The sequence below is a fragment of the Vitreoscilla sp. C1 genome, from assembly GCF_002951955.2.
Taxonomy (GTDB): Bacteria; Pseudomonadota; Gammaproteobacteria; order Burkholderiales; family Neisseriaceae; genus Vitreoscilla; species Vitreoscilla stercoraria.
This window is the reverse complement of sequence record NZ_CP019644.2, coordinates 2,176,617-2,198,310: the sequence shown is the minus strand read 5'-3', so window position 1 is coordinate 2,198,310 and position 21,694 is coordinate 2,176,617. Positions and strand designations below refer to the sequence as shown.

Sequence of the window (21,694 nt, the reverse complement as noted above, 5' to 3'; positions counted from 1 at the left end):
ATTAGCTATGAGTAAAGTATAAGATTTCATTGTAAATATTGATTTATCAAGCTGATTCGATGGTTTAAAATATGCGATTGTGGAGAGAAAAATGACAATACCAGAATTAGATAATGTGCCATTAGAATACGCTAATCAGATGTTTGAGGCGGTACGCAATGGTAATGCTGATGGCGTATTAAAATGCATTCAGCAAGTAGATTTAATAAATTTGATTCATACCGATGGCCAGAGCTTGTTGACGCTGGCGTGTGAGCTTGCTCATGAAGATGTGGTGCGTGTGTTATTGGAAAAAGGGGCTGATGTCCAAGCTGCCAATGGTTTGGGTCAAACCCCATTAATGATTGCAGCGGCAAACGGTCAGGCAACAATGGCTAAATTATTATTAGACCATGGCGCAGCGGTTGATGTACAAGATGCATCTGGTCGTACGCCATTCATCTTGGCGGCAATGTCTAATCATACCGATGTGATGGAAGTTTTGCTTAGCGATGGTGCCAATATTCATCATGCCGATGCTGAAGGCCGCAATGCGATGGACGCTGCGAAAATTTTGAATGCAGAGGAATCTTTGGCGTGGTTGGAATTGTATTTGGCTGGCGAGAAAAACATTTGACGCAAGTCGATGGATGATTAAATTTTGACAAAAAAGCACTCTAAATCAATGTGGAGTGCTTTTTTATTACCAATATTGGCTATAAGATGGTGGGTGTGTTGTTGGTAATGTGACTGGAAATATTGGGCGTTTATCTTTTGGGATTTCAATAAGATGGGAAATCAAATGGAACAAGAAGCAATCAAGGTTTTTGTAGGGTGTGATCCGAATAATTGTGATTTAGAGCAAATGATGGTGCTCGATTACAGTATTCGCAAGCATACAAAACACGATGTTGAGATTGTGTGGATGCAGTTGAGCCATGATGAAAACAGTGCTTGGTTTTCCAATCCCAAACAGCAACAAGGTTGGCATACTGAAAAGTGGGCAACGCCATTTTCTGGATTTCGTTGGGCAATTCCTGAGTATTGCGGTTTTAAAGGTCGTGCCATTTATATGGATGCAGATGTATTGGTCTTGTGTGATTTGGCTGAGCTTTGGAATCATCCAATGGCAGCAGGCACGATGGTGGTGGGTAAAGGCGGCGGACAAGTAGCGCGTTTGTGTACTTGTGTGTGGGATTGCCAAGAGGCGAAAAATCATTTGCCGCCATTGGCGCAGATGAAGCAAGACCCTGATGCGCATCAAAAAATGATGCAAGTTTTGCAAAAAAATCCGCAATGGGTTCATTACTATCAAGATACATACAATTGTGTGGATGGCGAAGGTTTGGATATTAAGCAAATCAAAATCTTGCATTATTCGGATATGGGTACGCAATTTAGCCATGCGTATTCTTTGCCACGACTGCGTGATGCTGGTATGTCACATTGGTTTGATGGTGATATTTTGCCTCATCCTCGCCAAGATTTGAGCGCGTTGTTTGATGAATATTACCAAGCAGCTGTGGATGCGGGTTATCGTCCTGAAAACTATGCAGTGCGTCCATTTGGCGTATTTCCTAAGGCTTCGCAAGTGGGTTATACGGGTAATGGGGTGACGCGGCAACAGCAAGAAGAAGGCTCTTCAAAATCTTGGCTATCTCGCAGTTGGAAAAAAATGAAAAGCGGCCTGAAAGGTTCGAAAGATGATTTTTCATTAGATCGTTAAAGATGGAGGTGACTCCGTGATGATTTTGCTCAAATCATCTGATTGGTGAGCGCGCCGCTTTGAAAAACCATTCTGTGTAGGAGTGATTTTGGGGCGGTTAAAATCGAATGTTGGTGAAGTTTGCCAACACTGATGGACCATAGGAAACATTTTGTGGTGAGTCATGCCAATAAGGACTGTATGATGGTTTGGAGTCATTGTTTTAAAAGAGATTGGACCTCATGAATCACGCTTCCCCGTTTCGCTCTTTGATTAAGCAAGTTTACCGTTATAGTCGTGCTCGTACTTACCGCCATAGTGAAAAAATTTGGCCGTATGTCAAAATCAAACGCCATGAAAATGGCAGTTTGCAAGAAGTTTCGATTCATGGAAAACCGTTGCCGATTGCTCATATCGATCGTTTTAAAAATCCTGTGTGCAAAGATTTATTGATTTTGGCCAGCGGACCATCTATCAATCAAACGAATTTGAGTGAATTGAATGAAGTACATTGGTGTGCAGTCAATGGGGCGGTGAATGCCTTGCCTAGATATGCAGATAAGTCATTGAATTATTATGTGGTGGTTGATCAAGGCTTTGTGCTCAATCGCATTGAAATGGTGGCAGAGGTTTTAAAAAATCCTGATGTGGTGGTATTTACCAATGTCTTTTGCATGCATTTGATAGTGGGCTTATTGGCATTGGAAAATATTAAAGCACAATTGGTCTTGCTAGAAGACAGGCAATTGCCTGTATATGGTTGCAAAATGTCAGCCGCGCAAATGAGGTTGCAGAGCCAGCAAGTTGATGCCGCATTGCATTGGCATGAAACACTAGACGTGGGTTTTAGTTTGGATTTGAAGCGTGGTTATATTAGTGGTGGGACGGTGGTGTATATCGCTTTGCAAATTGCCTGTTATTTGGGCTATCAAAAAGTGTATTTGGCTGGCGTAGACATGAAAAATTTCCAGCAGCCACGTTTTTACGAAACCGCCGCCACTCGGCTTGATACCAAATTGGATTTGGAGTTTGAAACATTCGTTTATCCTTCTTTTGCATTGGCTGCGGATATTTACCGTCAAAACAATATAGAAGGTTATAATTTGTGTTTGGACAGCGGTTTGGATGATGCTATTTTTCCACGTACTGTTTGTCATCACATTCCTTCTTTGTGAGTTTAATCCCGTTTTATGACCTCTTCTTCAAATCCATTGCATTTGGTACACATTGTTGATTTGCGTGTGATTGGTGGCGTGGAGCGTATGACTGAGGCTTTTGTCTTGTCTTTGCCGCAATACCAACACAGTTTGATTGTTTTTGATCGTGTGTTACATCCCACTTTGCAAGCTTCTTTGCAACATCTACCCAATGTCCGTATTTACAGCAGCAAACACTGGGGCAGTTTACGTCTACCTAAATCTTGGCGCACATGGCGACGCAATCAAATTGTGGCGCAATTACAGCCCGATGCTGTCATTAATTGGAGCCAAATCGTTGATGTTGGCGGTATCAAGCAGCCTGTCGTGTTTTATGAACATGGTAGTGCTTGGGAAGTCTTTTCGCAGGCACAATTAAGTGCTTGTTATGATTCTGTCCATCATTGTGTGGCGGTGTCTCATGCGGCTAAGCGCATGTTGCAATTGCATCATGGCGTGACCAAGCCGATTACCATTGTGACCAATACTGCTTTAGAACAACCTGCGGTTCAAACTGAGGCTCGTGCTTTTCCTGCTCAGCGTCGTTTGATTTTGGGTGCGGCAGGACGTTTGGTATCACGCAAAAATTTGATGGTGTTGATTGCAGCTGTGGCTGCTTTGAAGCAGCAAGGTATCGAAGTGGGTTTGGATATTGCTGGCAATGGTCCACAAAAAGAAGTGTTACAGCAATTAATTGAACAATGGGGCGTACAAGAACAAGTACGCTTATTGGATTATGTGCAAGACATGAAGCGGTTTTATGCGCAAATAGATTTGTTTGTTTGTCCATCGATTTGGGAAAGCTATGGCTTGGTGGCGATTGAAGCATTTGCCCATGGTTTGCCTGTGATTGGTGCGGCAAGTGACGGTTTGGTGGAGGTGGTGACACATGGTGTGAATGGTTTGGTGATTGAACCGACTTGGGATGAGCAAACTTATGCACAATATATGCACAAACCTGTTTCTTTTGATGCCACTGTTTCTTATCGACCTGCGCAAGACCAAATCGATGCCGCCAAATCAGTCAGCGTCGATGGATTGGTGCAAGCAATTAAGTTGCTGCAACAAGATGCCGTATTGTATGAAAGCATGAGCCAAGCGGCCTTAAAAACAGCTTGGGACATCAAGCCATTTGCTACTTTGGTGGCGCAAGTGATGGACAGCGTGAAAGAGGCAATCCATGATTAAGCAGCGTTTTGTTTTTATTGCCAAAAGTTTAAGCGGTGGCGGTGCTGAAAAGGTTTTGCTGGAAACAGCGTCTTTGTTGCAGCGTCGTGGTCATGCGGTATTGGTTTTGACTTTAAGTGGAACGGTAGAGCATTTATTGCCTGACAATGTGACGGTTCAAAATCTGAATGTGTTGGGTAAAGTTGCCAAAGCTTTGGGACGCAATACATGGGTCAATCGTTGGCAAGCCAAACAAGTCAATGCGGTGATTGATGTTTTTCAGGCCGATGTGGTGATTTCTTGTAATGCAGAATATGTGAGCCGATTTGTCCCACATCCTAATTTATACCATTGGGTTCATGGTGTGATTACAGGCAGCAAGCCGCGCGTGTTACAAGATTTGTGTCGGCTGTATGAAAATGCACGTTTAATTTGTGTGGCACAAGCGATTGCAGACGATATTAAGGCGCTGGGCATTCGACCTTTGCGTTGTGAGGTGATTTACAACCCATTTGATACGCAAAAAATCCAGCATTTGGCACAAGCTTATCAGCCTCAAATTCCACCACCATTTTTATTACACGTTGGCAGTTTCAATCCGCGTAAACGTCATGACCGTTTGTTGCGAGCTTATCAACAAAGTGGTGTGAATATGCCTTTGGTTTTGATGGGACAAGGTGCGCATCAAGCAGAAATTGAGCAGCAAATCAAACAATTGGGTTTAAGCAATCAAGTGATTTTGCATCCATTTGAAGCCAATCCCTATCCTTATATTCAGGCCGCTTGTGCTTTGTTACTCAGTTCCGATCAAGAGGGTTTACCAACCGTTTTGATTGAAGCTTTGATTTGTCACACACCGATTGTGAGTGTGGATTGTCCTTCGGGACCAGCTGAGATTTTGACAGGCGATTTACAAGAATTTTTGGTTCCTGTTCAAGATGAATCGGCTTTGGCGCAAGCCATTGTCAAGGTGGTCAATACCAAACCCATGATTGAGTTAAAACACTATGAGCGTTTTGCCGTAGAAAGTGTTTTGCCTAAGTTTGAAACATTGGCTTAATTGAAAAAAGCTTCAAATTGTAACTGGCATAAGCTGATATAATTACGCCAAACTTTGCTTTTTTCACTTTAGTTTCTGTCTAGGAGATACATATGGCACTGGTGTCAATGCGCCAATTACTCGACCACGCGGCCGAGAACAGTTATGGTTTACCTGCTTTTAATGTCAATAATTTGGAACAAATGCGCGCCATTATGGAAGCGGCAGACCAAGTGAATGCTCCTGTGATTGTGCAAGCCAGTGCAGGTGCGCGCAAATATGCAGGTGCGCCATTCTTGCGTCATTTGATTTTGGCAGCGATTGAAGAGTTTCCACACATTCCAGTGGTCATGCACCAAGACCATGGTACGAGTCCCGCTGTGTGTCAACGCTCAATCCAATTGGGTTTTAGCTCAGTGATGATGGACGGTTCTTTGGGTGAAGATGGCAAAACCCCAACGTCTTATGAATACAACGTGGACGTGACGCGTCGCGTGGTGGAAATGGCGCATGCTTGTGGCGTTTCAGTAGAAGGCGAAATCGGTTGCTTGGGCAATTTGGAAACAGGTTTGGCAGGTGAAGAAGACGGTATTGGAGCGGAAGGCGTTTTGGACCACAGCCAATTGTTAACGAGCGTAGACGAAGCGGTTTCTTTTGTCAAAGACACCGATGTGGATGCTTTGGCCATTGCTATTGGTACCAGCCACGGCGCATACAAATTCAGCCGCAAACCTGATGGCGATGTATTGCGCATTGATCGCATCAAAGAAATTCACGAACGTTTGCCAAACACGCATTTGGTGATGCATGGCTCAAGCTCTGTGCCACAAGAATGGTTGCAAATCATCAACCAATACGGTGGTGAAATTGGCGAAACTTACGGTGTGCCAGTAGAAGAAATTGTTGAAGGCATCAAAAATGGTGTGCGCAAAGTGAATATCGACACCGATTTGCGTTTGGCCTCTACTGGTGCGATTCGCCGTTATTTGGCTGAAAATCCATCAGAGTTTGACCCACGTAAATACTTCAAAGCGTCAGTTGATGCGATGAAACAAATCGTGATTGACCGTTACTTGGCATTCGGTTGCGAAGGTCAAGCGAGCAAAATCAAGCCAATTTCTTTGGAAAAAATGGCTGAAGCCTATGCCAAAGGTCAATTGACGCAAATCGTGCGTTAATTGAAACAAGCTTAAAACAAAGCGTCCTGTAAATGTTTTACAGGACGCTTTTAAAATTTATTACGAAGCATTTGCTTCGTGTGCTTGTTTTGGGTCGTGAATTTGCGTTAACAAAGTCAGTAGTTCATTCAATTCTTGCATTTTTTCGGTAGTCATCAATTCTTCAATGACATCGTATTGCTCATCAATTTTGCGGCGTACATCGGTGTACAATTGTTCGCCTTCTTTGGTGAGTTTCAAAAACACGCGACGTTGATCATTGGTTGGTTTGAGGCGAACCACGTAATCAATTTTTTCTAAGCGAGTTAAAATACCAGTCAAGCTTGGACGCAAGATACAGGCTTTATTGGCCAAATCTTGAAAGTCCAAAGTACCATTTTCAGCCAATAAACGAACAATACGCCATTGCTGCTCGGTAATGTTGTGTTGGTTAAAAATGGGACGGAAGAAAGCCATCATAGATTCACGAGCTTGAATTAAGGCGATATTGATGGAATTGTGTCGTTTGGTCGTCATCATTTTTTTCCTGTGATTTGAGTTGCGTTTACCCAAGTACATATCTTGTTAAATACTATCAGCATACAATTGCTTTCGCAATGTTTAAGTATGAACAAAAAGACTTTGTCATAAATTGAAATGGCGACAGTTAAAGTTTCATTCAGTGAAATAAATTTCTTTGTATGATTTATCTATTTGCATCATCACATTCTGTATTGAGTTCGTCAATATGACCACAATCATATCAGACAAATAGAATTTTATAGTATTTACTCGTTTCATTTAAATGACAATTGAATATTATGATTTATGTATTTTAAATAATATGTTAATTGTAATTATCGCTTATATAATAAAATCTTCGATTTGATTATTATTGTTATATTAATGAGATAGCGAGGCTTTGCAGTTATAAGTCTTAAATTATTAATAAATATAACCAAACAGATAATAATTTTGAATGTCGATTGTAAATAAATATTAATGAGAAGAAACTGGATTTAAAGAAAAGCGATGATGGAAAAAGACTTAAAGTTAATTTTGCTATGCAGCAAAAAACTTGAAATGCTTTATGATAATGTAATTTATTGAGCCATTTCCCCAATGTGATATTTTTTGTATGGGCGGAATGGCTCAATGTTTATTGGATTTAAGATAATGAAAATATTAAGAGAATTATTTTCAATATTGCGGTGAATTTACAACATTAGTGCACTTTTATTTGATTTTATCAAAAACAATGGCTTTAAAAGCAGCTTATATTTTTAATGTTAATGTCATTTAATCAATTTCTAAATTAGCAATACTGTTGGTATAACCATAAACTTAAAGGGTGTTTTGAATCAATTAAGCCTTTGTTTAATAAGCCATTTATGGTAATTAAGGCCGCATCATGCATAAAACGTTGGTCTAAAATGGCTTGCACAACCTCGTCTATGCCCATTAATTGAAAGGCGGCAACTTCGCCATCTTGGTTTTCAGGTTGAATGTGCGCGGGAACATCCAAATCGTAGCAAAATAAATGTTCACGATGTAAGCCACGCTCAACCAGACGTTGGCTTAAAATACGCTTGGGCGCGGCTAAGGTTTGCATGATGTTGCTGCCTAAACCAGCTTCTTCAAAACCTTCACGCAGGCAAGCTTCGGTAAGGCATTCACCACTGCCGACACCACCACCAACCAAATTGTCTAATTTGTCAGGATCGACTGCTTTGAAAGGACTGCGTGTGCCTATCCACATTAAGGTTTCGCCATCGCGCTCGGTAAAGCCATTGATATGTACGGCTTTGCTGAGCAAGCCCAATGGGCGAAATAAAGAGCGTTCGAGAGCAAACAAAACTTCCTCGCCATCCATAACATCGAAAGCTTCGTTGCGCCATCCTTCAAATAAGCCTAAGTCATACCAATCTCGCCCAAGGTTTTGCAATACGTCAGCACAATGCAACCAATCACGGCATTCTAAATGAAAGCCTTGTTCCGTGATTTGCAGCAAAGTGGGCAAATCTGATTGCAATTGTTGTTGCCAGCGAGGATTGAGTGAGCCCAATAAACGACCGTTGAGCGACAAGTTTTGCCAGCTTGTAAAGTTGACGGCAAAGGCATTGGTCAAATAATCCAATAAATCATTGTGTTGTTGCGCAGAAACCATGGCGGTCAATTGAGTCACAGTGTTTCCTTAGAAAAAGCGTCCTGTAATTTTTGTGGGATATAAGCATCAAAACGGGTCGATTTGCCGCTGTATTGGTAATCAGGATTTTGGGCGGCTAAAAATTCGCCTAAGCGTGGGCGTTTGACCACCACACGTTTTTCAGCCAAGCGTGCTGCTTGTTGCATCAAGCCCAAATCATCATCGCTTTCGCCGACCAAATCATGAAAATAAGCCATTTCTTTTTTAACTGCTGCAGATTTTTGGCGTTGTGGATACATAGGGTCTAAATACACCACTTGCACTTTGTCATCTAAAGCGGCCTGTAAAAAAGACATGGGCATCAATGTCATGCGCGCGGCGATGTCGTGGGTTTCTGTGTGATTTAACGCGCGTTGCAAACCATCAGCAAGCAAAGCGGCGACTGTCGGGTGACGTTCAAACATGCGCACATGGCAGCCTTGAGAAGCCAAAATGAATGAGTCACGTCCCAAGCCTGCGGTCGCATCAATAATCGATTGGTGGGCTTTGGTATTGACGGCTTTAGCAATCAATTCGCCACCGCCTTTTTGACGGCGATAATCCAAGCGTCCTGAAACAAAATCCACGCAAACCGAGCCTTTGCTGCCTGCTTGAAACAAGCTTAAGCGTTGCTCAGCGTCAAATTGCAAGTACAAACCTTGTTCGGGGATAGTGTGGACAATGCTCAATTGAAACTGTTGTTGGTAAGCATCCAACACAGCGGTGTCCAAACCATGAGAAGAGGGGAGGTATAAAGAGGTGTTACCAACTGCCATGGCGTTTTAATTCTAAATATTGGTTGATCAAAGCCGTGCTCATTTGCTGCGGCGTGACGTTTAAGTGTAACACACGTTGTGCTGAGAGCTGTTTTAACAATTGTTGCTCTTGCATGTCATAAATTTGTGCACCCAAATAAGTATGAGCGTCCTGTAAATTTTGCAATGGCTCTTGGGCAATATGGCTGCGTTCGGTTTGTTTTAAGCTGGCAATCAAGACGGCGCAACGTTTTTTCAGGCGTTGTAATTGGGCCAATAAATGCTCATTGTTTTCTTGGTCTAGCTGGGTTAGCACGATGACCAAAGCCCGCCTTTGCTGGCGTTGCAGCAATTGGTTGATGGCAGTTTCATAGTCTGCTGCCATTTTGGTCGGCTCTACATCGTAAACGCAGTTAATCAAACGTTGTAAATGATTGGTGCCTTTGCGTGGCGGCATGTAACGCATTTGTGGATGGTTGAATGTCATCAAACCCACAGCATCACCGTGTTTCAAAGCGGTATAACTGAGCAATAACATCGCATTCAATGCATGGTCAAAATGACTCAAATCGCCACTCATGCTGCGCATATTGCGTCCGCAATCGAGCAAAAAAATCAGCTGTTGGTCGCGCTCTTCTTGGTAAGTGCGGATGATGGGCTTTTGCATTTTGGAAGTGGCTTTCCAGTCCATATTGCGCACATCATCGCCTTCTGCATAATCTCGCAATTGATGGAAATCCTGTCCTTGTCCATGACGACGGATGCGTTTGGCACCCATCAATTGCAACCATTTTTGCATGCCCAATAAATTGGCACCTAAGATTTTGGAAAAGTCAGGCAGAACTTTGACGGAGGTTGTAGCTTGAATGCGGCGATGGTTTTCCCACAACCCCAGCGGACTGAAAGTACAGTATTGAATGTGGCTAAATAAGGCATCGCCACGTTGTAAGGGTGTGGCTTGGTATGAGATTTGCAGGCTGCGTTGTGGCAACACATCGACATTCAAAGCCGTCTGATTGACTTGCCAATGAGGCGGATAACAATCGTGCAACACCGCTTTAATGGGTTTTTTGGCTTTTTGGGGCGGCACAATGTTTAAGACAATAGAATGGGCTTTGCCAACTGAGAAATGTTCAGGTAAGTGACGCTCTATGCTTAAAACTGGTGTTTTTTTTACCAAAATCGCATCAATGAGCACAAGCAAGGTCAGTGCTGCCATAGCGGTTGCAATGAAAAAATCCACACTGTCTTTAAAGTTATCATCTTGTCCAGCAAGCAGTCGCAACGCCAAAATCAAAATGGCGCTGCCAAGCAGCACAATCAGCAAGCGGGCGCTCGGTCTCATAAGCGTGGCGCATCGGTATGGTTGGCAATGTCTTTTAATACATCGTCTACGGATTGGCCTTCCATTTCCATTTCAGTAGACAAACGCACACGGTGGCGCAAAACGGGCAACCACAATTGGCGTATGTGGTCAGGCGTTACAAACCCATTGCCTTGTAATAAAGCTTGAGCGCGAGCGCTGCTAATCAAAGCGATGCTGGCACGAGGACCCGCACCGACTGACAATCCGTGCCATTGGCGAGTGCTATTAACCAAGCGCACGGCATAATCAATGATTTGTGGATCAACCGTGATTTGTTGGGTCACTTTTTGCAAACTGATGATTTGTTGGCTGCTTAACAATGGGCTGTTTTGATTTTGATTTTGCAGCAAATCATTGTTAGGGCTGCTCGTTACCGCTTGGACCATGCGTTTTTCGTCTTGAATGTTGGGGTATTGCATCATGATTTTGAACATAAAGCGGTCCAACTGTGCTTCAGGCAATGGATAAGTGCCTTCTTGTTCAATCGGGTTTTGTGTCGCTAATACCATGAATGGTGCATTCAATGTATGGGTTTTGCCATCTAAAGTGACGGCTTGTTCTTGCATTACTTCTAATAATGCCGCTTGAGTTTTGGCTGGTGCCCGGTTGATTTCGTCTGCAAGCAATAAATTGGTGAACACAGGTCCTTCACGCAAAACAAATTGTTTGTTGTGGTCAAACATATAATGTCCTGTGACATCGCTAGGCATCAAATCAGGGGTAAATTGTAAGCGTTTGAAATGGCCTCCAAAAGTTTGTGCCAATGTGCGTACCAATAGGGTTTTACCAACGCCGGGTACACCTTCTAACAAAACATGACCGCCTGCCAATAATGCAGTAATGACTTGGTCTATGACGTCTTCTTGTCCAATCACCACAGAGCGCAAACGTTGCTGTAAATATTGCACAGCTTTGGCTGCTTGTTGAATGGCAGGATTTTGGCTGGTGTGGACGGGAATGTTTAAATCAAATTCGCTCATAAGGCATTCCTAATATTTTGATGCGCTTGTAAATAATGTCGCCATTGTTGTGCGGTCAATTGTGTGGGAATCGGATGCAACCACAACATCAAATCAGTCTGCTCGACAGGATAAATGCGACTTAAAGCTTGTAATTGGGCATTTTTGTCCATCAAACTTAAGCCTGGTATACGTCGCTGCCATTGTTGCCATAATTGTTGCTGCAATGGGCTTAAAGCGTGTTGGTGTTGTTTGCGTTGCCATAAAAACTCACCTTGCGCGCGGAAAAAATGGCTTAATTGACGCTGTTGATGGGTGTTAGGTATTTGAATGCTGCCCAAACGGTAAGCATGTCGCCAAACAAACAGGCTGAAAATACTGATAATCAATAGGCTTAATAAGGGTGAAAACTGCCATGCTTTTTGCCATAGTGGCGTGTTTTCGGTTTGATGTTTATAGGTACTGTTTTGGATAAACCAAACATGGCTTTTGCCTTGTGCCAAATAAGTGGCCAAATAAGCATGGTCAAGACGGTTTAAGTCACTACTGAAACTGCGAGGGTCTGTCGGAGTGCTAAAAGCACTCATGGAAGTGGTTACTGTCAAGCTGCCTTTGCCATGGGCAAAGTGGGCAATATGGCTGCCATTGATACCTTTGCCTTGCCACAACAAGTTTTTATTTGGTTTGATGACAAAACCACGGTCTACATCGCGCCAACCACTGTTGGTATCGGACCAATAAGTGAGGCTCTTGCCTTCGGGCAAAGCAATGTCATTGATGTTTTGATGGCATTTGGCCAACATTTTCTGTGAGTATTCTGCTGGTATCTTATATTGGGCATCTAAACTGACAGAAGCGTCCTGTATGTTTTGAATGAGACGTTGGCAGGCTGTGTTGGATGGGGTTGTTCGTTGGTCTAAATTTTTTTGAGGTATGAAACTGATGCCCGCCCATTGCGCAATGTTTGCTGCTTGAAAAGAAGACTCTGCATCGTTGTCAAAATCATGGTTTTGATGGATGGCCGATGGTTCGGTTTGAGAGGGCGAAACCGTCATCACAAGATGATTGCCTTTGGCTGTCCACGTTAACAATTTTTCAAACTGAGATTGGTCTAGCGCCGTGTTTTGCAAAAATAATAAATGTTGGGTTTGGTTGCCCAATTTTGGTTCTATATCGGTTAAATGACGCCATGCTTGTTGCTCCATAGATGGAAATTGTTTTTGATAAAACTGATGTAAAGCGTATAGGTCGCCATAAGCACTGAAACGCCATTGTGAGTCTTGTTGCTTCCATGCCGATTTGCTTTCGCTGGTCATGCCCAAAGCCAAAATCACCGCAATGGCAATAACGATGCTCAATACTACCCATAAGGTTTTTTTGGGTTTGTGATGGGTGCGTTGAATCGGTTTCATGACGATTTTCCCACCTCAAAATGTTGCGCATATTGCTGACATAGATTGTGTATATCTTGTGTACTTGCATTATGATGGCCATAAGCGGTATACAGCCATGCTTGTGTTAGGGCTTGGAAAAAAGCATTGAGCAGTGGCAATCGCTGTTTGACCAGTTGTAAAACTTGGCTTTCTGTGTAGTGTTCTTGGATGGGTAAATTTTGTTTTAACAGCTGTGCGAGGCTGGCGCGATAAAGCACACTCAAAGCTGCACGCGGGTCGGTGGCGGCTAAACTCAATACATGTTGCGACACATTTTTAGGCAAGGTTTCTTGGCGCAAATCCAAACCAAACAAGTGGCTTGGCGTATCCATCTCATTGCGAGCGCGTGCATTGGCCAGAAGATTGAGTCGCCATTGGTGCAGACCCCATACTGCTGCTGCAATCAAAGCCAATAATAAAGCGTATCCTAAAAACTGGATCAAGGTGCCGCCGCTCGTTGTGGCACTGGGCATCACAGCGGGTGAGTTTTGCGCTACGGAGTCGTCATCACAACTGAGCCAACACCATTTTTTTTCTTCTTGTATGTGAAAATAAGGCGAATTTTCTAAAACTTCTTGGCGGTTTTGTTCCACTTGCGCTGCGTCTGGCAAAGATTGTGCATAAGCGATGTCTGTGGGATGGAGTGTTAAAAACAAAGCCAATACCCATGCAAAATGCCATCTCACGCCACCACGCAAGCGTTCACGCAATTGTTGCCAAATCAGGCGAATGTCCCATGCTTCGGTTTGCACCCGTGCATTCAAATATAAGGTAAAACCACTGGCAACATAAAATGGTCCCCAAAATGACAAAGTTACAAAATAAGCCAAAGCCGTATAATTCAAAAAATCATTGGCTTTGCCATCATGCCAACTGCTGAATATTTGGATGAATAAATGCTGCAATTGATCCATTTGGCTCGGTTGTACCAAACCTTGTTCAATGAAATTGCCATATAAAAACCAATACGCCAAAATCATAATGGCATACATCCATGTGTTTTCTAAGGCATTACCAAAAATGGTTAAGGTCGAGGCGGTGGTATTGCCGTAGCGGCCTAATTCACGTTGGCGCTGGCGGTATTCTTTGCCTGATAATTGTTCCAATTGTTGAATAGGAAGATGAAAACTGCGTGTTAAGCGCCAACGTCGCCAAGTCAAATCACCTATGATTTGGCGTTTGAACATCAAAGCAAAACCATTTTTTAAAGCGGTTTTCCAAGGTGGCAATGTGTCAAAAGCATGAATGGACAAAACCGACAAAATGCCGTATTCCGCCAAAGGTTTTAACCACCACAACCACACAGACAGCCAAAATAAATCACCCCAAAACAGTAATACACCTATGAGTAATATCGGCAATGTCAGTGCAGCGTACAAGCCAGTGTAATAACCCAAGTGTTCGTTGATGAGACGTCGACCCAAATCAGCCGCTTCCCAAGGTGTGCGTTGTCTGAATTTTAAACGAGATTGAGATAAATTCATTCAGGCCGCCTTTGGATAGATTGGGCAGCTTGGTACCAAAATAAATAGGCATACACACCCAACCACAATATCAATGCCACACTGTATTTGAGCCACAAAGGCAAAACGGTGATGGGTGACCAAAAGCCTTCGATGAGGGCGGCGATAAACAAAAACAAAAATGCGCCACAAATCAATGTTGCTGCAGGTTTTCCTTCTATGCTGAGCGCATCACGACGAGAATAATTGCCTGGATGGATTAAGGTGTAACCTATTTTCAGGCCGCCTGCTACAGACAACACAATGCCTGTTAATTCAAATGAACCATGTGCGCCGACAAACGAGAAAAATACAGGACCAGCAGGGTGGCTGCTCATATAGCCAAACGCAGCGCCAATGACAGCACCATTGAATACCGCCACATAAATGGCGCCCAAACCCAATACCAAACCACCAACAAAGCTTTGAAAACCAATGCTGATATTATTCATGATGTAAAAGCCAAACATCATCCAGTTTTGTCCCCAAGGACGACTTTTTTGAGCGGCCTGTAATGCTGCCATCTCGCTGTAAGCATCGCCTATTTGAGCGCCTGCATTCGGTCCTGCCAGTTGATCAAAAAAATCAGGGTTGCCCAATGTTAAGAGATAGCACAATAAAAATGGCACGTAAAACAGCAAATGCCCCCACAACATCACTGTTTTTTGTTGGCGAACGGTTTGAGGCAGTGTGGTTTGAATGAATTCTAAAAATTGATTCCAAAAAGAAACTTTGCTTTGATACAGTTGTTTGTGGGCTCTATCGACCAGTTTTTGTAATTTTTGACATAAGCCCGCTGAATAATTGCGACTGTTGGCCAAAGCCAGATGATGGCAAATGGTGCGATAATGTTGACCAAATTGTTGATTGGCATTTTGAGGTAGATTTTTTTTGCGTTCTAATAAAGTCAGCATGGCATCAAAGCGTTGCCAAAAATCTTGATGGGCAGACTCAAACAGATGTTGTCTCATAAGTCCTCTTTTTTCTGCCCAAGATAATATTTACCCATGCCCAATACGGTTTGAATCGGTTGCTCGGATACCAAGCCCAAGTCATAACACAATTGCTCAGCCAATTCTTGTTGGCGGGCGCGAGAAATATGCAAATGACGCTCGGTAAAGGACACAATCGAATATTGCTCTTCACGGGTCAAAGCCACAGGTGGCGTGATGACTTCAATGTTTTTCAAGCCAGTGAGCCAGTCTTTTTGTCGACGTTCTACTTGTTCATCGACCACGATGCTGGATGAAAACAAATCGCCAAAGCGTTGTCCTTTGTCTGTCAGCAATATGGAAACAATGCCAATTGCGTAGCCAAATGGCAGACTGTCAAACGCACGCAATAAATTGCGTATCATTGAAGCAGACCAACCAATAGGACTGCCATCGTCATGTAAAACCCGAATATGGGCGACCATTTTGCCGGGTGTGCGCCCTTTATTGAATACTTCAAACAAGACAAAATACAGCCAAGTGGTGACAAATAAATTAATCAGCATCAAGCCTACAATCACCGACCAGAAATTATTATCGTCAGCAATGATAGACAGACTGTCGGCAAGCATGATGAGGGCAATGGTGCTCAATACAAACCAAACAGTACGAATGAGTAAGTCTAGGCTAAAAGCAGTGATGCGCTGATACAAGCTCGCTGGACGCAATTGAATGTCAATGGCTTCGGGCGTTTCCACTTGAATCAAAGTGTCTAGTTTAGAGGTGCTCACATGCAATCTTTCAGGACGCTTGAATGGTTTGTTGGCTGAAATAAAACCGCAGTGCAAATATTATCACAGCTGTCAGAAGGCATAAATTAAAGGCATCTATTATTTGATAATAGATGCCAAAAGTATATTGCTTGTTGTCATCAATTCATTTCTAAACGTTCTAGACGGTGGCGCAGAGAACGGAAACTGATGCCTAATAATTTGGCCGCTTGAGTACGATTTTGATGGGTTGCACACAAAGCCTGCATCAAAATAGTGCGTTCAACATTGTCTAGATAATCTTGTAACATGGTTTGGTTAAACGTAAATTGATGGGTCAAAGCTTCTATTGCCAAAGGATTGATGGGCTCGAAAGCAGCATCTGCATCATCGTCTTCTTCATATTGTAATTCAGAAGCGTTGATTTGTAAGTCTTCAGGCTCAATTACATTGTCGTTTGCTAGGGCGATAGCGCGTTCTAAAATGTTTTCTAATTCGCGAAAATTGCCCGGGTAGTTGTAATGTAACAATTGTTTTTGTGCAGCTGGTGACAAAGACATGCCTGCACTCATTGGGTTTTTGGTCAATAAAAGCTCTATCAACATAGGCAAATCATCTCGCAATTCACGCAAAGATGGCATGGTGATGGAAACCACATTTAAGCGGTAATACAAGTCTTGGCGGAAACGACCTGCTTCGACTTCTTTGACCAAATCTTTGTGTGTGGCGCTGACAATGCGAATATCGACAGGTGTTTCTTTGCTTTCGCCAATGCGACGAACAGCGCGCTCTTGAATGGCACGCAATAATTTCACTTGCATCGCCAAAGGCAAGTCGGCCACTTCATCTAGGAAAATGGTGCCGCCATGAGCGCTCTGAAAAAAGCCGACACGGTCTGAATCAGCACCTGTAAACGAGCCTTTTTTATAACCAAAAAATTCGCTTTCCATGAGGTTTTCAGGAATGGCACCACAGTTTACGGCAACAAAAGCACCATCACGCCGAGGTGATAACTCGTGTATCGAGCGTGCAGCTTGCTCTTTACCTGTACCTGATTCACCTGTGATGTGTACGGGCACCATGCCTTTTGCCAATTTGGCAATCATGCGTTTAACATCTTGTAGCTGTATCGCATTGCCACTTAGACGCGGAAATGAAGGTAAAGAGGCTGAAGTGGTAGGGTTATTATCGGCAATGGTTTCAGTGTTAGGGCTTGGTGTACTGGAATGTGTATTGGTAGTCGGAGTATCAGTATTTTCATGGACTTTTAAAGCCGATTTCACTAAGCTGCGCAATTGTGCCAAAGTGACTGGCTTTTGAATGTAGTCAAATGCGCCAGCTTTCAATGCCATTACCGCTTGATCAGCATTGCCATAAGCGGTGATGATGGCAATCGGAATATCCAAATTTTTCTCTTGTAAATATTCCACGACTTCCAAACCAGAGCCATCAGGCATACGCATATCGGTTAAAACCAGTGCATAGTTTTGCTGATTTAATTTTTTTTTGGCCGCAATGACGCCATCCGCAGTTTCGACTGTTAAGCCCATTTTACTGAGGGTCATTTCAATCAAATCACGCAAATCTTCTTCATCGTCAACGACGAGTACAGGGGCATTAAGAGGTGTATTCATGATGATTTTGTATCGGTAAGGTGAGTTCAAAAGCTTTGGTTGTGGTGGTGTAGTTCAAATCACCACGATTGGCTTGGGCTAAGGTGCGAGCGACATACAAACCGAGACCTGTGCCGCGGGCTTCGGTGGTGAAAAACGGTTCAAAAATTTTATCGGTATTTTCTGCGGCAATCCCACTGCCATTGTCTAAAACTTGTAAGGACAATAAACCTTCGCGCACATGTGGTTTTAGGCTGATTTGTATGGCCATATCATTTTTTAAACTGTGTCGCCATGCATTGCTCATCAAATTCCACAAAATTTGCTGCAAATGGGTGGCATCAAAAATCACAATAGTTTGTCGCTTGTGGCTGTGTACTTGGACACATCCTTTGGCTTCGGGATGAATTTGTAAAAAATCTTGCATGAATTCATCAATAAAAACATTTAAATTTAAGCGTTCAGGCCGCAAGTGGTCGCGCTGATTTAAAGTCAAAACTTCTTCTACCATTTGATCAATGCGTTGTACATTGGACTCAATCATTGAGCCTAGCTTTTGCATCGGTCGGGTTTCGTAACTTTCGCTCAGTAATTCATTGGCATGGCGAATGGCAGACAAAGGATTGCGAATTTCGTGGGCAATATTGGCTGTGAGTTGACCTAATGATGCCAATTTATTGGATTGCGCCTCGGCAGCAATTTCTTGCTGCGGTCGCATGAATAAAATCAATAAGTGTGGCGTTTGGTTTAACAAAGGCTTGGCGCGAATTTGTAAGTCTTCATCTAATAATGTGTATTCGACATCAAAAGCTTGTTGTGGTGCTGCTTGCCAAATATTGATGAGCGGCGCAAATAAATTACCATCGTTGGTGATGGCCAAATTGGGGAAATACAAACTGGCTTGACTGTTGTATAACCAAACGGTGTTTTTTGTATCCACCACCACCACAGCTTCTTGTAAACGGTTTAAAACCAAATCGCTTAAATGGTTTAAACGCACAATTTCTTCGGCATGAGTATGGACGCTTGGATGGATGCGTTTGATATTGATGCTAATAAAAGAGGTCAGGGCGGCCACTAAAAAACAGCAAATAGACAATAGACCTGCGGAAAACAAATCATGCTTGGCAGTACTGTCTGTAAACCAGTGATTAAAATCAACAGATTGTAAAGAAATGGTGCTGATAAAAGTCAAGATGCTGGCGAAGCTGGCATATAAAACAGCATGTCTGCCCTCGCTGAGTAAACATGCCGTGGCAACAAAAGGCAGTAATAAAATGCCAAAACCATTGTTCACACCATCGGTTAAATGCATTAAGCAGACTATCATGAAAATATCAAATAAATCTGATGCAGCGGGATAGCGTGTGGATGACATACCCCAGCGTGGTGAAAACAATGAAAAGACAATGGCCGAGCCATAGACGATGGCCCAGACAATAAATGGCACTCGTGCCAAATTAATTAAGCCATGTTCTGTTTCTCGAAACATGAAAAAAATGGTGAGCAACGAAATCAGAATGGCCAAACGAGTGGCGTTGACCATCAGCGGAATGCGGCTGATGGCTTGGTCAAATTCTGAGGTAGAAATCGCCGCTTGCATATTAATCGCTGTCTATTGAGAGGATGGTTAATTGGTTGTCAGCAAAAAGCTTGCCTTTATGTCCACGTCTGTAAGAAATCATGCTCACTGCAATATTGTCTTGGTGCATGCCGCCGCGTTTGCCTTGTGAGCACAGTGATATTTTATCGGCATTGCTTAAATGGCAATGCTGCAAAGCATCTCCTGCTTCTAAGGCAATCAATTGTAAACCACGTCCTTTGGACATTACTTTGATGTCGTTGCTTGGGAAAGCCAATAAACGGCTATTTTCGGTAGCCAAAACCAAAGTATTTTGTTGTTGGTATAACAGTGCTGGCAATGGTTTTTCATCGTCATGTAAGCTCAAGCAGGCTTTGCCACCACGTCCACGGCTGGTTAAATCTTTCAGGACGCTTATAAAACCATAGCCGCCGCTATGAGCCATTAAATATTGGCTGTCAGGCGTGTTACTCAAAATACAAATTGCTGTGGCACCATTTTGTAAGTCAACCAATGAACCTAATGGCACGCCATCGCCCCGTCCGCTAGGCAATTCGGCCGAGTCAATGGTATACACCCGACCTTGATTGTCTAGCAGTAAAATCGGCCAAATGGTGCGGGTTTCAATGATTTGCGCCAAGGCATCGCCTTCTTTGAATGAGGTTTGCGTCAAATCCAAATGATGACCACTACGGGCTCGTATCCAGCCTTTTTCAGACACAATCAAAGTGATGGCTTCATCCGCAACAGTTTGAGTCAAAGCCGCGCGAGAGGCGGCCTGAATCATGGTGCGGCGCTCATCACCAAATGTTTTTGCATCGGCTTGCATCTCTTTGATAATGAGTTTGCGCTTAGCGGTTTCATTGTCCAATAAGTGTTGGAATTCTTCTTGTTCTTGTTGTAATTTGGCCAGTTCTTGTTCTAATTTAATGCCTTCCAAGCGAGCCAATTGACGCAAGCGAATTTCTAATATGTCATCTGCTTGAATGTCAGTCAGCTGAAATTTAGACATTAATTCCGTTTTTGGTTCATCTGATTCACGAATCACTGCAATGACGGCATCTATGTTTAAAAAGACCACCAAACGACCATCTAAAATATGAATGCGCTTTTGGACTTGATTTAAACGGTGGCTGAGGCGACGAGTCACGGTTTGGGTGCGAAATTGCAGCCATTCACTCAAAATATCGAGCAAGTTCTTTTGTGCAGGCCGCCCATCCATGCCCATCATCACCAAATTGATTGGTACGTTGATTTCTAAGCTGGTTTGCGCAAGCAATGTATTCATCAAATCTTCGCTGTCGATGCGGCTGGATTTGGGTTCGAATACCAAACGTACAGGGGCATCGCCATCAGATTCGTCGCGTACAAATTCCAATTTTTCCAACAACAATTCTTTTTGATTGACTTGGTCTTGAGTCAATTTTTTCTTGCCTGCTTTGATTTTAGGATTGGTTTGCTCTTCAATTTCAGACAAGATTTTTTGCGCGCCGACTCCTGGCGGCAATTGTGACACAATGGCACGCCACTGACCGCGCGCTAATTTCTCAATCTCATAACGAGCACGCACACGCACACTGCCTTTGCCTGTGGTGTAAATATTTTCAATTTCTTCAGTGCTAGAAATAATGTGTGCACCACCAGCAAAATCAGGGCCTTGGATGTATTGCATTAAATCTTTGATGCCCAGTGAAGGTTGTTTGAGCAAGGCGATGGCTGCTTGTGTGACTTCGTTCAAATTGTGTGATGGAATTTCTGTGGCCATGCCAACAGCAATGCCTGATGCACCATTGAGTAAAACCATAGGCAAACGTGCGGGTAAGTGAGTCGGCTCATCAAATGCACCATCGTAATTGGGAATAAAATCAGCAGTGCCTTGGTTTAGTTCTGACAATAATAAGCTTGCCAATGGTGTTAAGCGAGCCTCGGTATAACGCATGGCTGCCGCGCCATCGCCATCGCGTGAACCAAAATTGCCAATGCCATCGATTAACGGATAGCGTAAAGTAAAATCTTGTGCCATGCGCACCATGGCTTCGTAGGCAGAAGAGTCACCATGTGGATGGTATTTACCAAGAATTTCACCAACCACGCGTGCGGATTTAACTGGTTTGGCGCCAGCAACCAAGCCCATATCATGCATGGCAAACAAAATGCGGCGTTGGACAGGCTTTTGGCCGTCGGAAACTTCGGGCAGAGCGCGACCTTTGACCACACTCATAGCGTATTCTAAATAAGCTTTTTCAGCGTATTGTCCTAAATTTAAACTGTCGTCATCATAGCTGTGGGTGGGGGTCAAAGACATGGGCAGTACACTATCTATCAATCATTGCAATGAGACCATTGTAATGTAT

General features: G+C 43.2%; 18 protein-coding genes. 6 read left to right on the top strand and 12 right to left on the bottom strand.

Annotated features, from left to right (window positions below):
• The first annotated feature begins 91 nt into the window (after positions 1-91).
• The 6 genes from ADP71_RS10750 (at position 92) to fba (ending at position 6,264) form a co-directional block, all read left to right on the top strand.
• Positions 92-616, top strand: coding sequence for an ankyrin repeat domain-containing protein (locus ADP71_RS10750; protein WP_104932162.1), 525 nt, complete (start codon positions 92-94; stop codon positions 614-616).
• Positions 617-781: 165 nt separating this feature from the next.
• A complete protein-coding gene (locus ADP71_RS10745; protein ID WP_019957881.1) occupies positions 782-1,705 on the top strand; it encodes a hypothetical protein in 924 nt (307 codons plus the stop codon).
• A gap of 221 nt (positions 1,706-1,926) precedes the next feature.
• Entirely contained in the window at positions 1,927-2,859 is a 933-nt protein-coding gene (locus ADP71_RS10740) for a hypothetical protein (protein WP_019957882.1), read from the top strand.
• 15 nt (positions 2,860-2,874) lie between these two features.
• A complete protein-coding gene (locus ADP71_RS10735; RefSeq protein ID WP_019957883.1) occupies positions 2,875-4,068 on the top strand; it encodes a glycosyltransferase family 4 protein in 1,194 nt (397 codons plus the stop codon).
• The gene (locus tag ADP71_RS10730) at positions 4,061-5,107 is read left to right on the top strand and encodes a glycosyltransferase (RefSeq protein WP_104932161.1); all 1,047 of its coding nucleotides are present in this window, start codon (positions 4,061-4,063) and stop codon (positions 5,105-5,107) included. The genes ADP71_RS10735 and ADP71_RS10730 overlap by 8 nt, the downstream gene beginning before the upstream one ends.
• A gap of 92 nt (positions 5,108-5,199) precedes the next feature.
• On the top strand, positions 5,200-6,264 hold the full coding sequence (gene fba, locus ADP71_RS10725; RefSeq protein WP_019957885.1) for a class II fructose-bisphosphate aldolase: 1,065 nt from the start codon (positions 5,200-5,202) through the stop codon (positions 6,262-6,264).
• Positions 6,265-6,324: 60 nt separating this feature from the next.
• Here the strand turns inward: fba and hpaR are convergent, their stop codons facing one another.
• From hpaR to parC, 12 genes are all read right to left on the bottom strand, one after another.
• Positions 6,325-6,783: a homoprotocatechuate degradation operon regulator HpaR gene (gene hpaR / locus ADP71_RS10720; RefSeq protein ID WP_026353474.1), complete on the bottom strand. Its 459-nt coding sequence runs from the start codon at positions 6,781-6,783 to the stop codon at positions 6,325-6,327.
• Between the two features lie 775 nt (positions 6,784-7,558).
• On the bottom strand, positions 7,559-8,428 hold the full coding sequence (locus ADP71_RS10715) for an NUDIX hydrolase (protein WP_237343012.1): 870 nt from the start codon (positions 8,426-8,428) through the stop codon (positions 7,559-7,561).
• A complete protein-coding gene (locus tag ADP71_RS10710; protein ID WP_019957888.1) occupies positions 8,425-9,204 on the bottom strand; it encodes a class I SAM-dependent methyltransferase in 780 nt (259 codons plus the stop codon). Before ADP71_RS10710 ends, ADP71_RS10715 begins: the two co-directional genes overlap by 4 nt.
• Positions 9,191-10,528: a DUF58 domain-containing protein gene (locus ADP71_RS10705; RefSeq protein WP_104932160.1), complete on the bottom strand. Its 1,338-nt coding sequence runs from the start codon at positions 10,526-10,528 to the stop codon at positions 9,191-9,193. The genes ADP71_RS10710 and ADP71_RS10705 overlap by 14 nt, the downstream gene beginning before the upstream one ends.
• Entirely contained in the window at positions 10,525-11,529 is a 1,005-nt protein-coding gene (locus ADP71_RS10700; protein WP_104932159.1) for an AAA family ATPase, read from the bottom strand. The genes ADP71_RS10705 and ADP71_RS10700 overlap by 4 nt, the downstream gene beginning before the upstream one ends.
• Positions 11,526-12,920, bottom strand: a complete 1,395-nt coding sequence (locus ADP71_RS10695; protein WP_104932158.1) for a DUF4350 domain-containing protein — start codon at positions 12,918-12,920, stop codon at positions 11,526-11,528. Before ADP71_RS10695 ends, ADP71_RS10700 begins: the two co-directional genes overlap by 4 nt.
• Positions 12,917-14,425 (bottom strand): DUF4129 domain-containing protein, encoded by a 1,509-nt coding sequence (locus ADP71_RS10690; RefSeq protein WP_171461148.1) that lies wholly within the window; start codon positions 14,423-14,425, stop codon positions 12,917-12,919. The genes ADP71_RS10695 and ADP71_RS10690 overlap by 4 nt, the downstream gene beginning before the upstream one ends.
• On the bottom strand, positions 14,422-15,414 hold the full coding sequence (locus ADP71_RS10685) for a stage II sporulation protein M (protein ID WP_019957893.1): 993 nt from the start codon (positions 15,412-15,414) through the stop codon (positions 14,422-14,424). The genes ADP71_RS10690 and ADP71_RS10685 overlap by 4 nt, the downstream gene beginning before the upstream one ends.
• Positions 15,411-16,166 carry an RDD family protein gene (locus ADP71_RS10680; protein ID WP_051082993.1) on the bottom strand — a complete coding sequence of 252 codons (756 nt, stop codon included), beginning with the start codon at positions 16,164-16,166 and terminating at the stop codon, positions 15,411-15,413. The genes ADP71_RS10685 and ADP71_RS10680 overlap by 4 nt, the downstream gene beginning before the upstream one ends.
• A gap of 140 nt (positions 16,167-16,306) precedes the next feature.
• Positions 16,307-17,779: a sigma-54-dependent transcriptional regulator gene (locus tag ADP71_RS10675; protein ID WP_171461147.1), complete on the bottom strand. Its 1,473-nt coding sequence runs from the start codon at positions 17,777-17,779 to the stop codon at positions 16,307-16,309.
• Positions 17,763-19,361: a two-component system sensor histidine kinase NtrB gene (locus ADP71_RS10670; RefSeq protein ID WP_019957896.1), complete on the bottom strand. Its 1,599-nt coding sequence runs from the start codon at positions 19,359-19,361 to the stop codon at positions 17,763-17,765. The genes ADP71_RS10675 and ADP71_RS10670 overlap by 17 nt, the downstream gene beginning before the upstream one ends.
• Position 19,362: 1 nt before the next feature.
• The gene (gene parC, locus ADP71_RS10665) at positions 19,363-21,645 is read right to left on the bottom strand and encodes a DNA topoisomerase IV subunit A (RefSeq protein WP_019957897.1); all 2,283 of its coding nucleotides are present in this window, start codon (positions 21,643-21,645) and stop codon (positions 19,363-19,365) included.
• Positions 21,646-21,694 lie beyond the last annotated feature (49 nt).

Excerpts from the sequence above, each read along its gene's own strand:
- ADP71_RS10750 (WP_104932162.1), top strand. The coding sequence starts at position 92 with ATGACAATACCAGAATTAGATAATGTGCCATTAGAATACGCTAATCAG.
- ADP71_RS10745 (WP_019957881.1), top strand. The coding sequence starts at position 782 with ATGGAACAAGAAGCAATCAAGGTTTTTGTAGGGTGTGATCCGAATAAT.
- ADP71_RS10740 (WP_019957882.1), top strand. The coding sequence starts at position 1,927 with ATGAATCACGCTTCCCCGTTTCGCTCTTTGATTAAGCAAGTTTACCGT.
- ADP71_RS10735 (WP_019957883.1), top strand. The coding sequence starts at position 2,875 with ATGACCTCTTCTTCAAATCCATTGCATTTGGTACACATTGTTGATTTG.
- ADP71_RS10730 (WP_104932161.1), top strand. The coding sequence starts at position 4,061 with ATGATTAAGCAGCGTTTTGTTTTTATTGCCAAAAGTTTAAGCGGTGGC.
- fba (WP_019957885.1), top strand. The coding sequence starts at position 5,200 with ATGGCACTGGTGTCAATGCGCCAATTACTCGACCACGCGGCCGAGAAC.
- hpaR (WP_026353474.1), bottom strand. The coding sequence starts at position 6,783 with ATGATGACGACCAAACGACACAATTCCATCAATATCGCCTTAATTCAA.
- ADP71_RS10710 (WP_019957888.1), bottom strand. The coding sequence starts at position 9,204 with ATGGCAGTTGGTAACACCTCTTTATACCTCCCCTCTTCTCATGGTTTG.
- ADP71_RS10705 (WP_104932160.1), bottom strand. The coding sequence starts at position 10,528 with ATGAGACCGAGCGCCCGCTTGCTGATTGTGCTGCTTGGCAGCGCCATT.
- ADP71_RS10700 (WP_104932159.1), bottom strand. The coding sequence starts at position 11,529 with ATGAGCGAATTTGATTTAAACATTCCCGTCCACACCAGCCAAAATCCT.
- ADP71_RS10695 (WP_104932158.1), bottom strand. The coding sequence starts at position 12,920 with ATGAAACCGATTCAACGCACCCATCACAAACCCAAAAAAACCTTATGG.
- ADP71_RS10690 (WP_171461148.1), bottom strand. The coding sequence starts at position 14,425 with ATGAATTTATCTCAATCTCGTTTAAAATTCAGACAACGCACACCTTGG.
- ADP71_RS10685 (WP_019957893.1), bottom strand. The coding sequence starts at position 15,414 with ATGAGACAACATCTGTTTGAGTCTGCCCATCAAGATTTTTGGCAACGC.
- ADP71_RS10675 (WP_171461147.1), bottom strand. The coding sequence starts at position 17,779 with ATGAATACACCTCTTAATGCCCCTGTACTCGTCGTTGACGATGAAGAA.
- ADP71_RS10670 (WP_019957896.1), bottom strand. The coding sequence starts at position 19,361 with ATGCAAGCGGCGATTTCTACCTCAGAATTTGACCAAGCCATCAGCCGC.
- parC (WP_019957897.1), bottom strand. The coding sequence starts at position 21,645 with ATGTCTTTGACCCCCACCCACAGCTATGATGACGACAGTTTAAATTTA.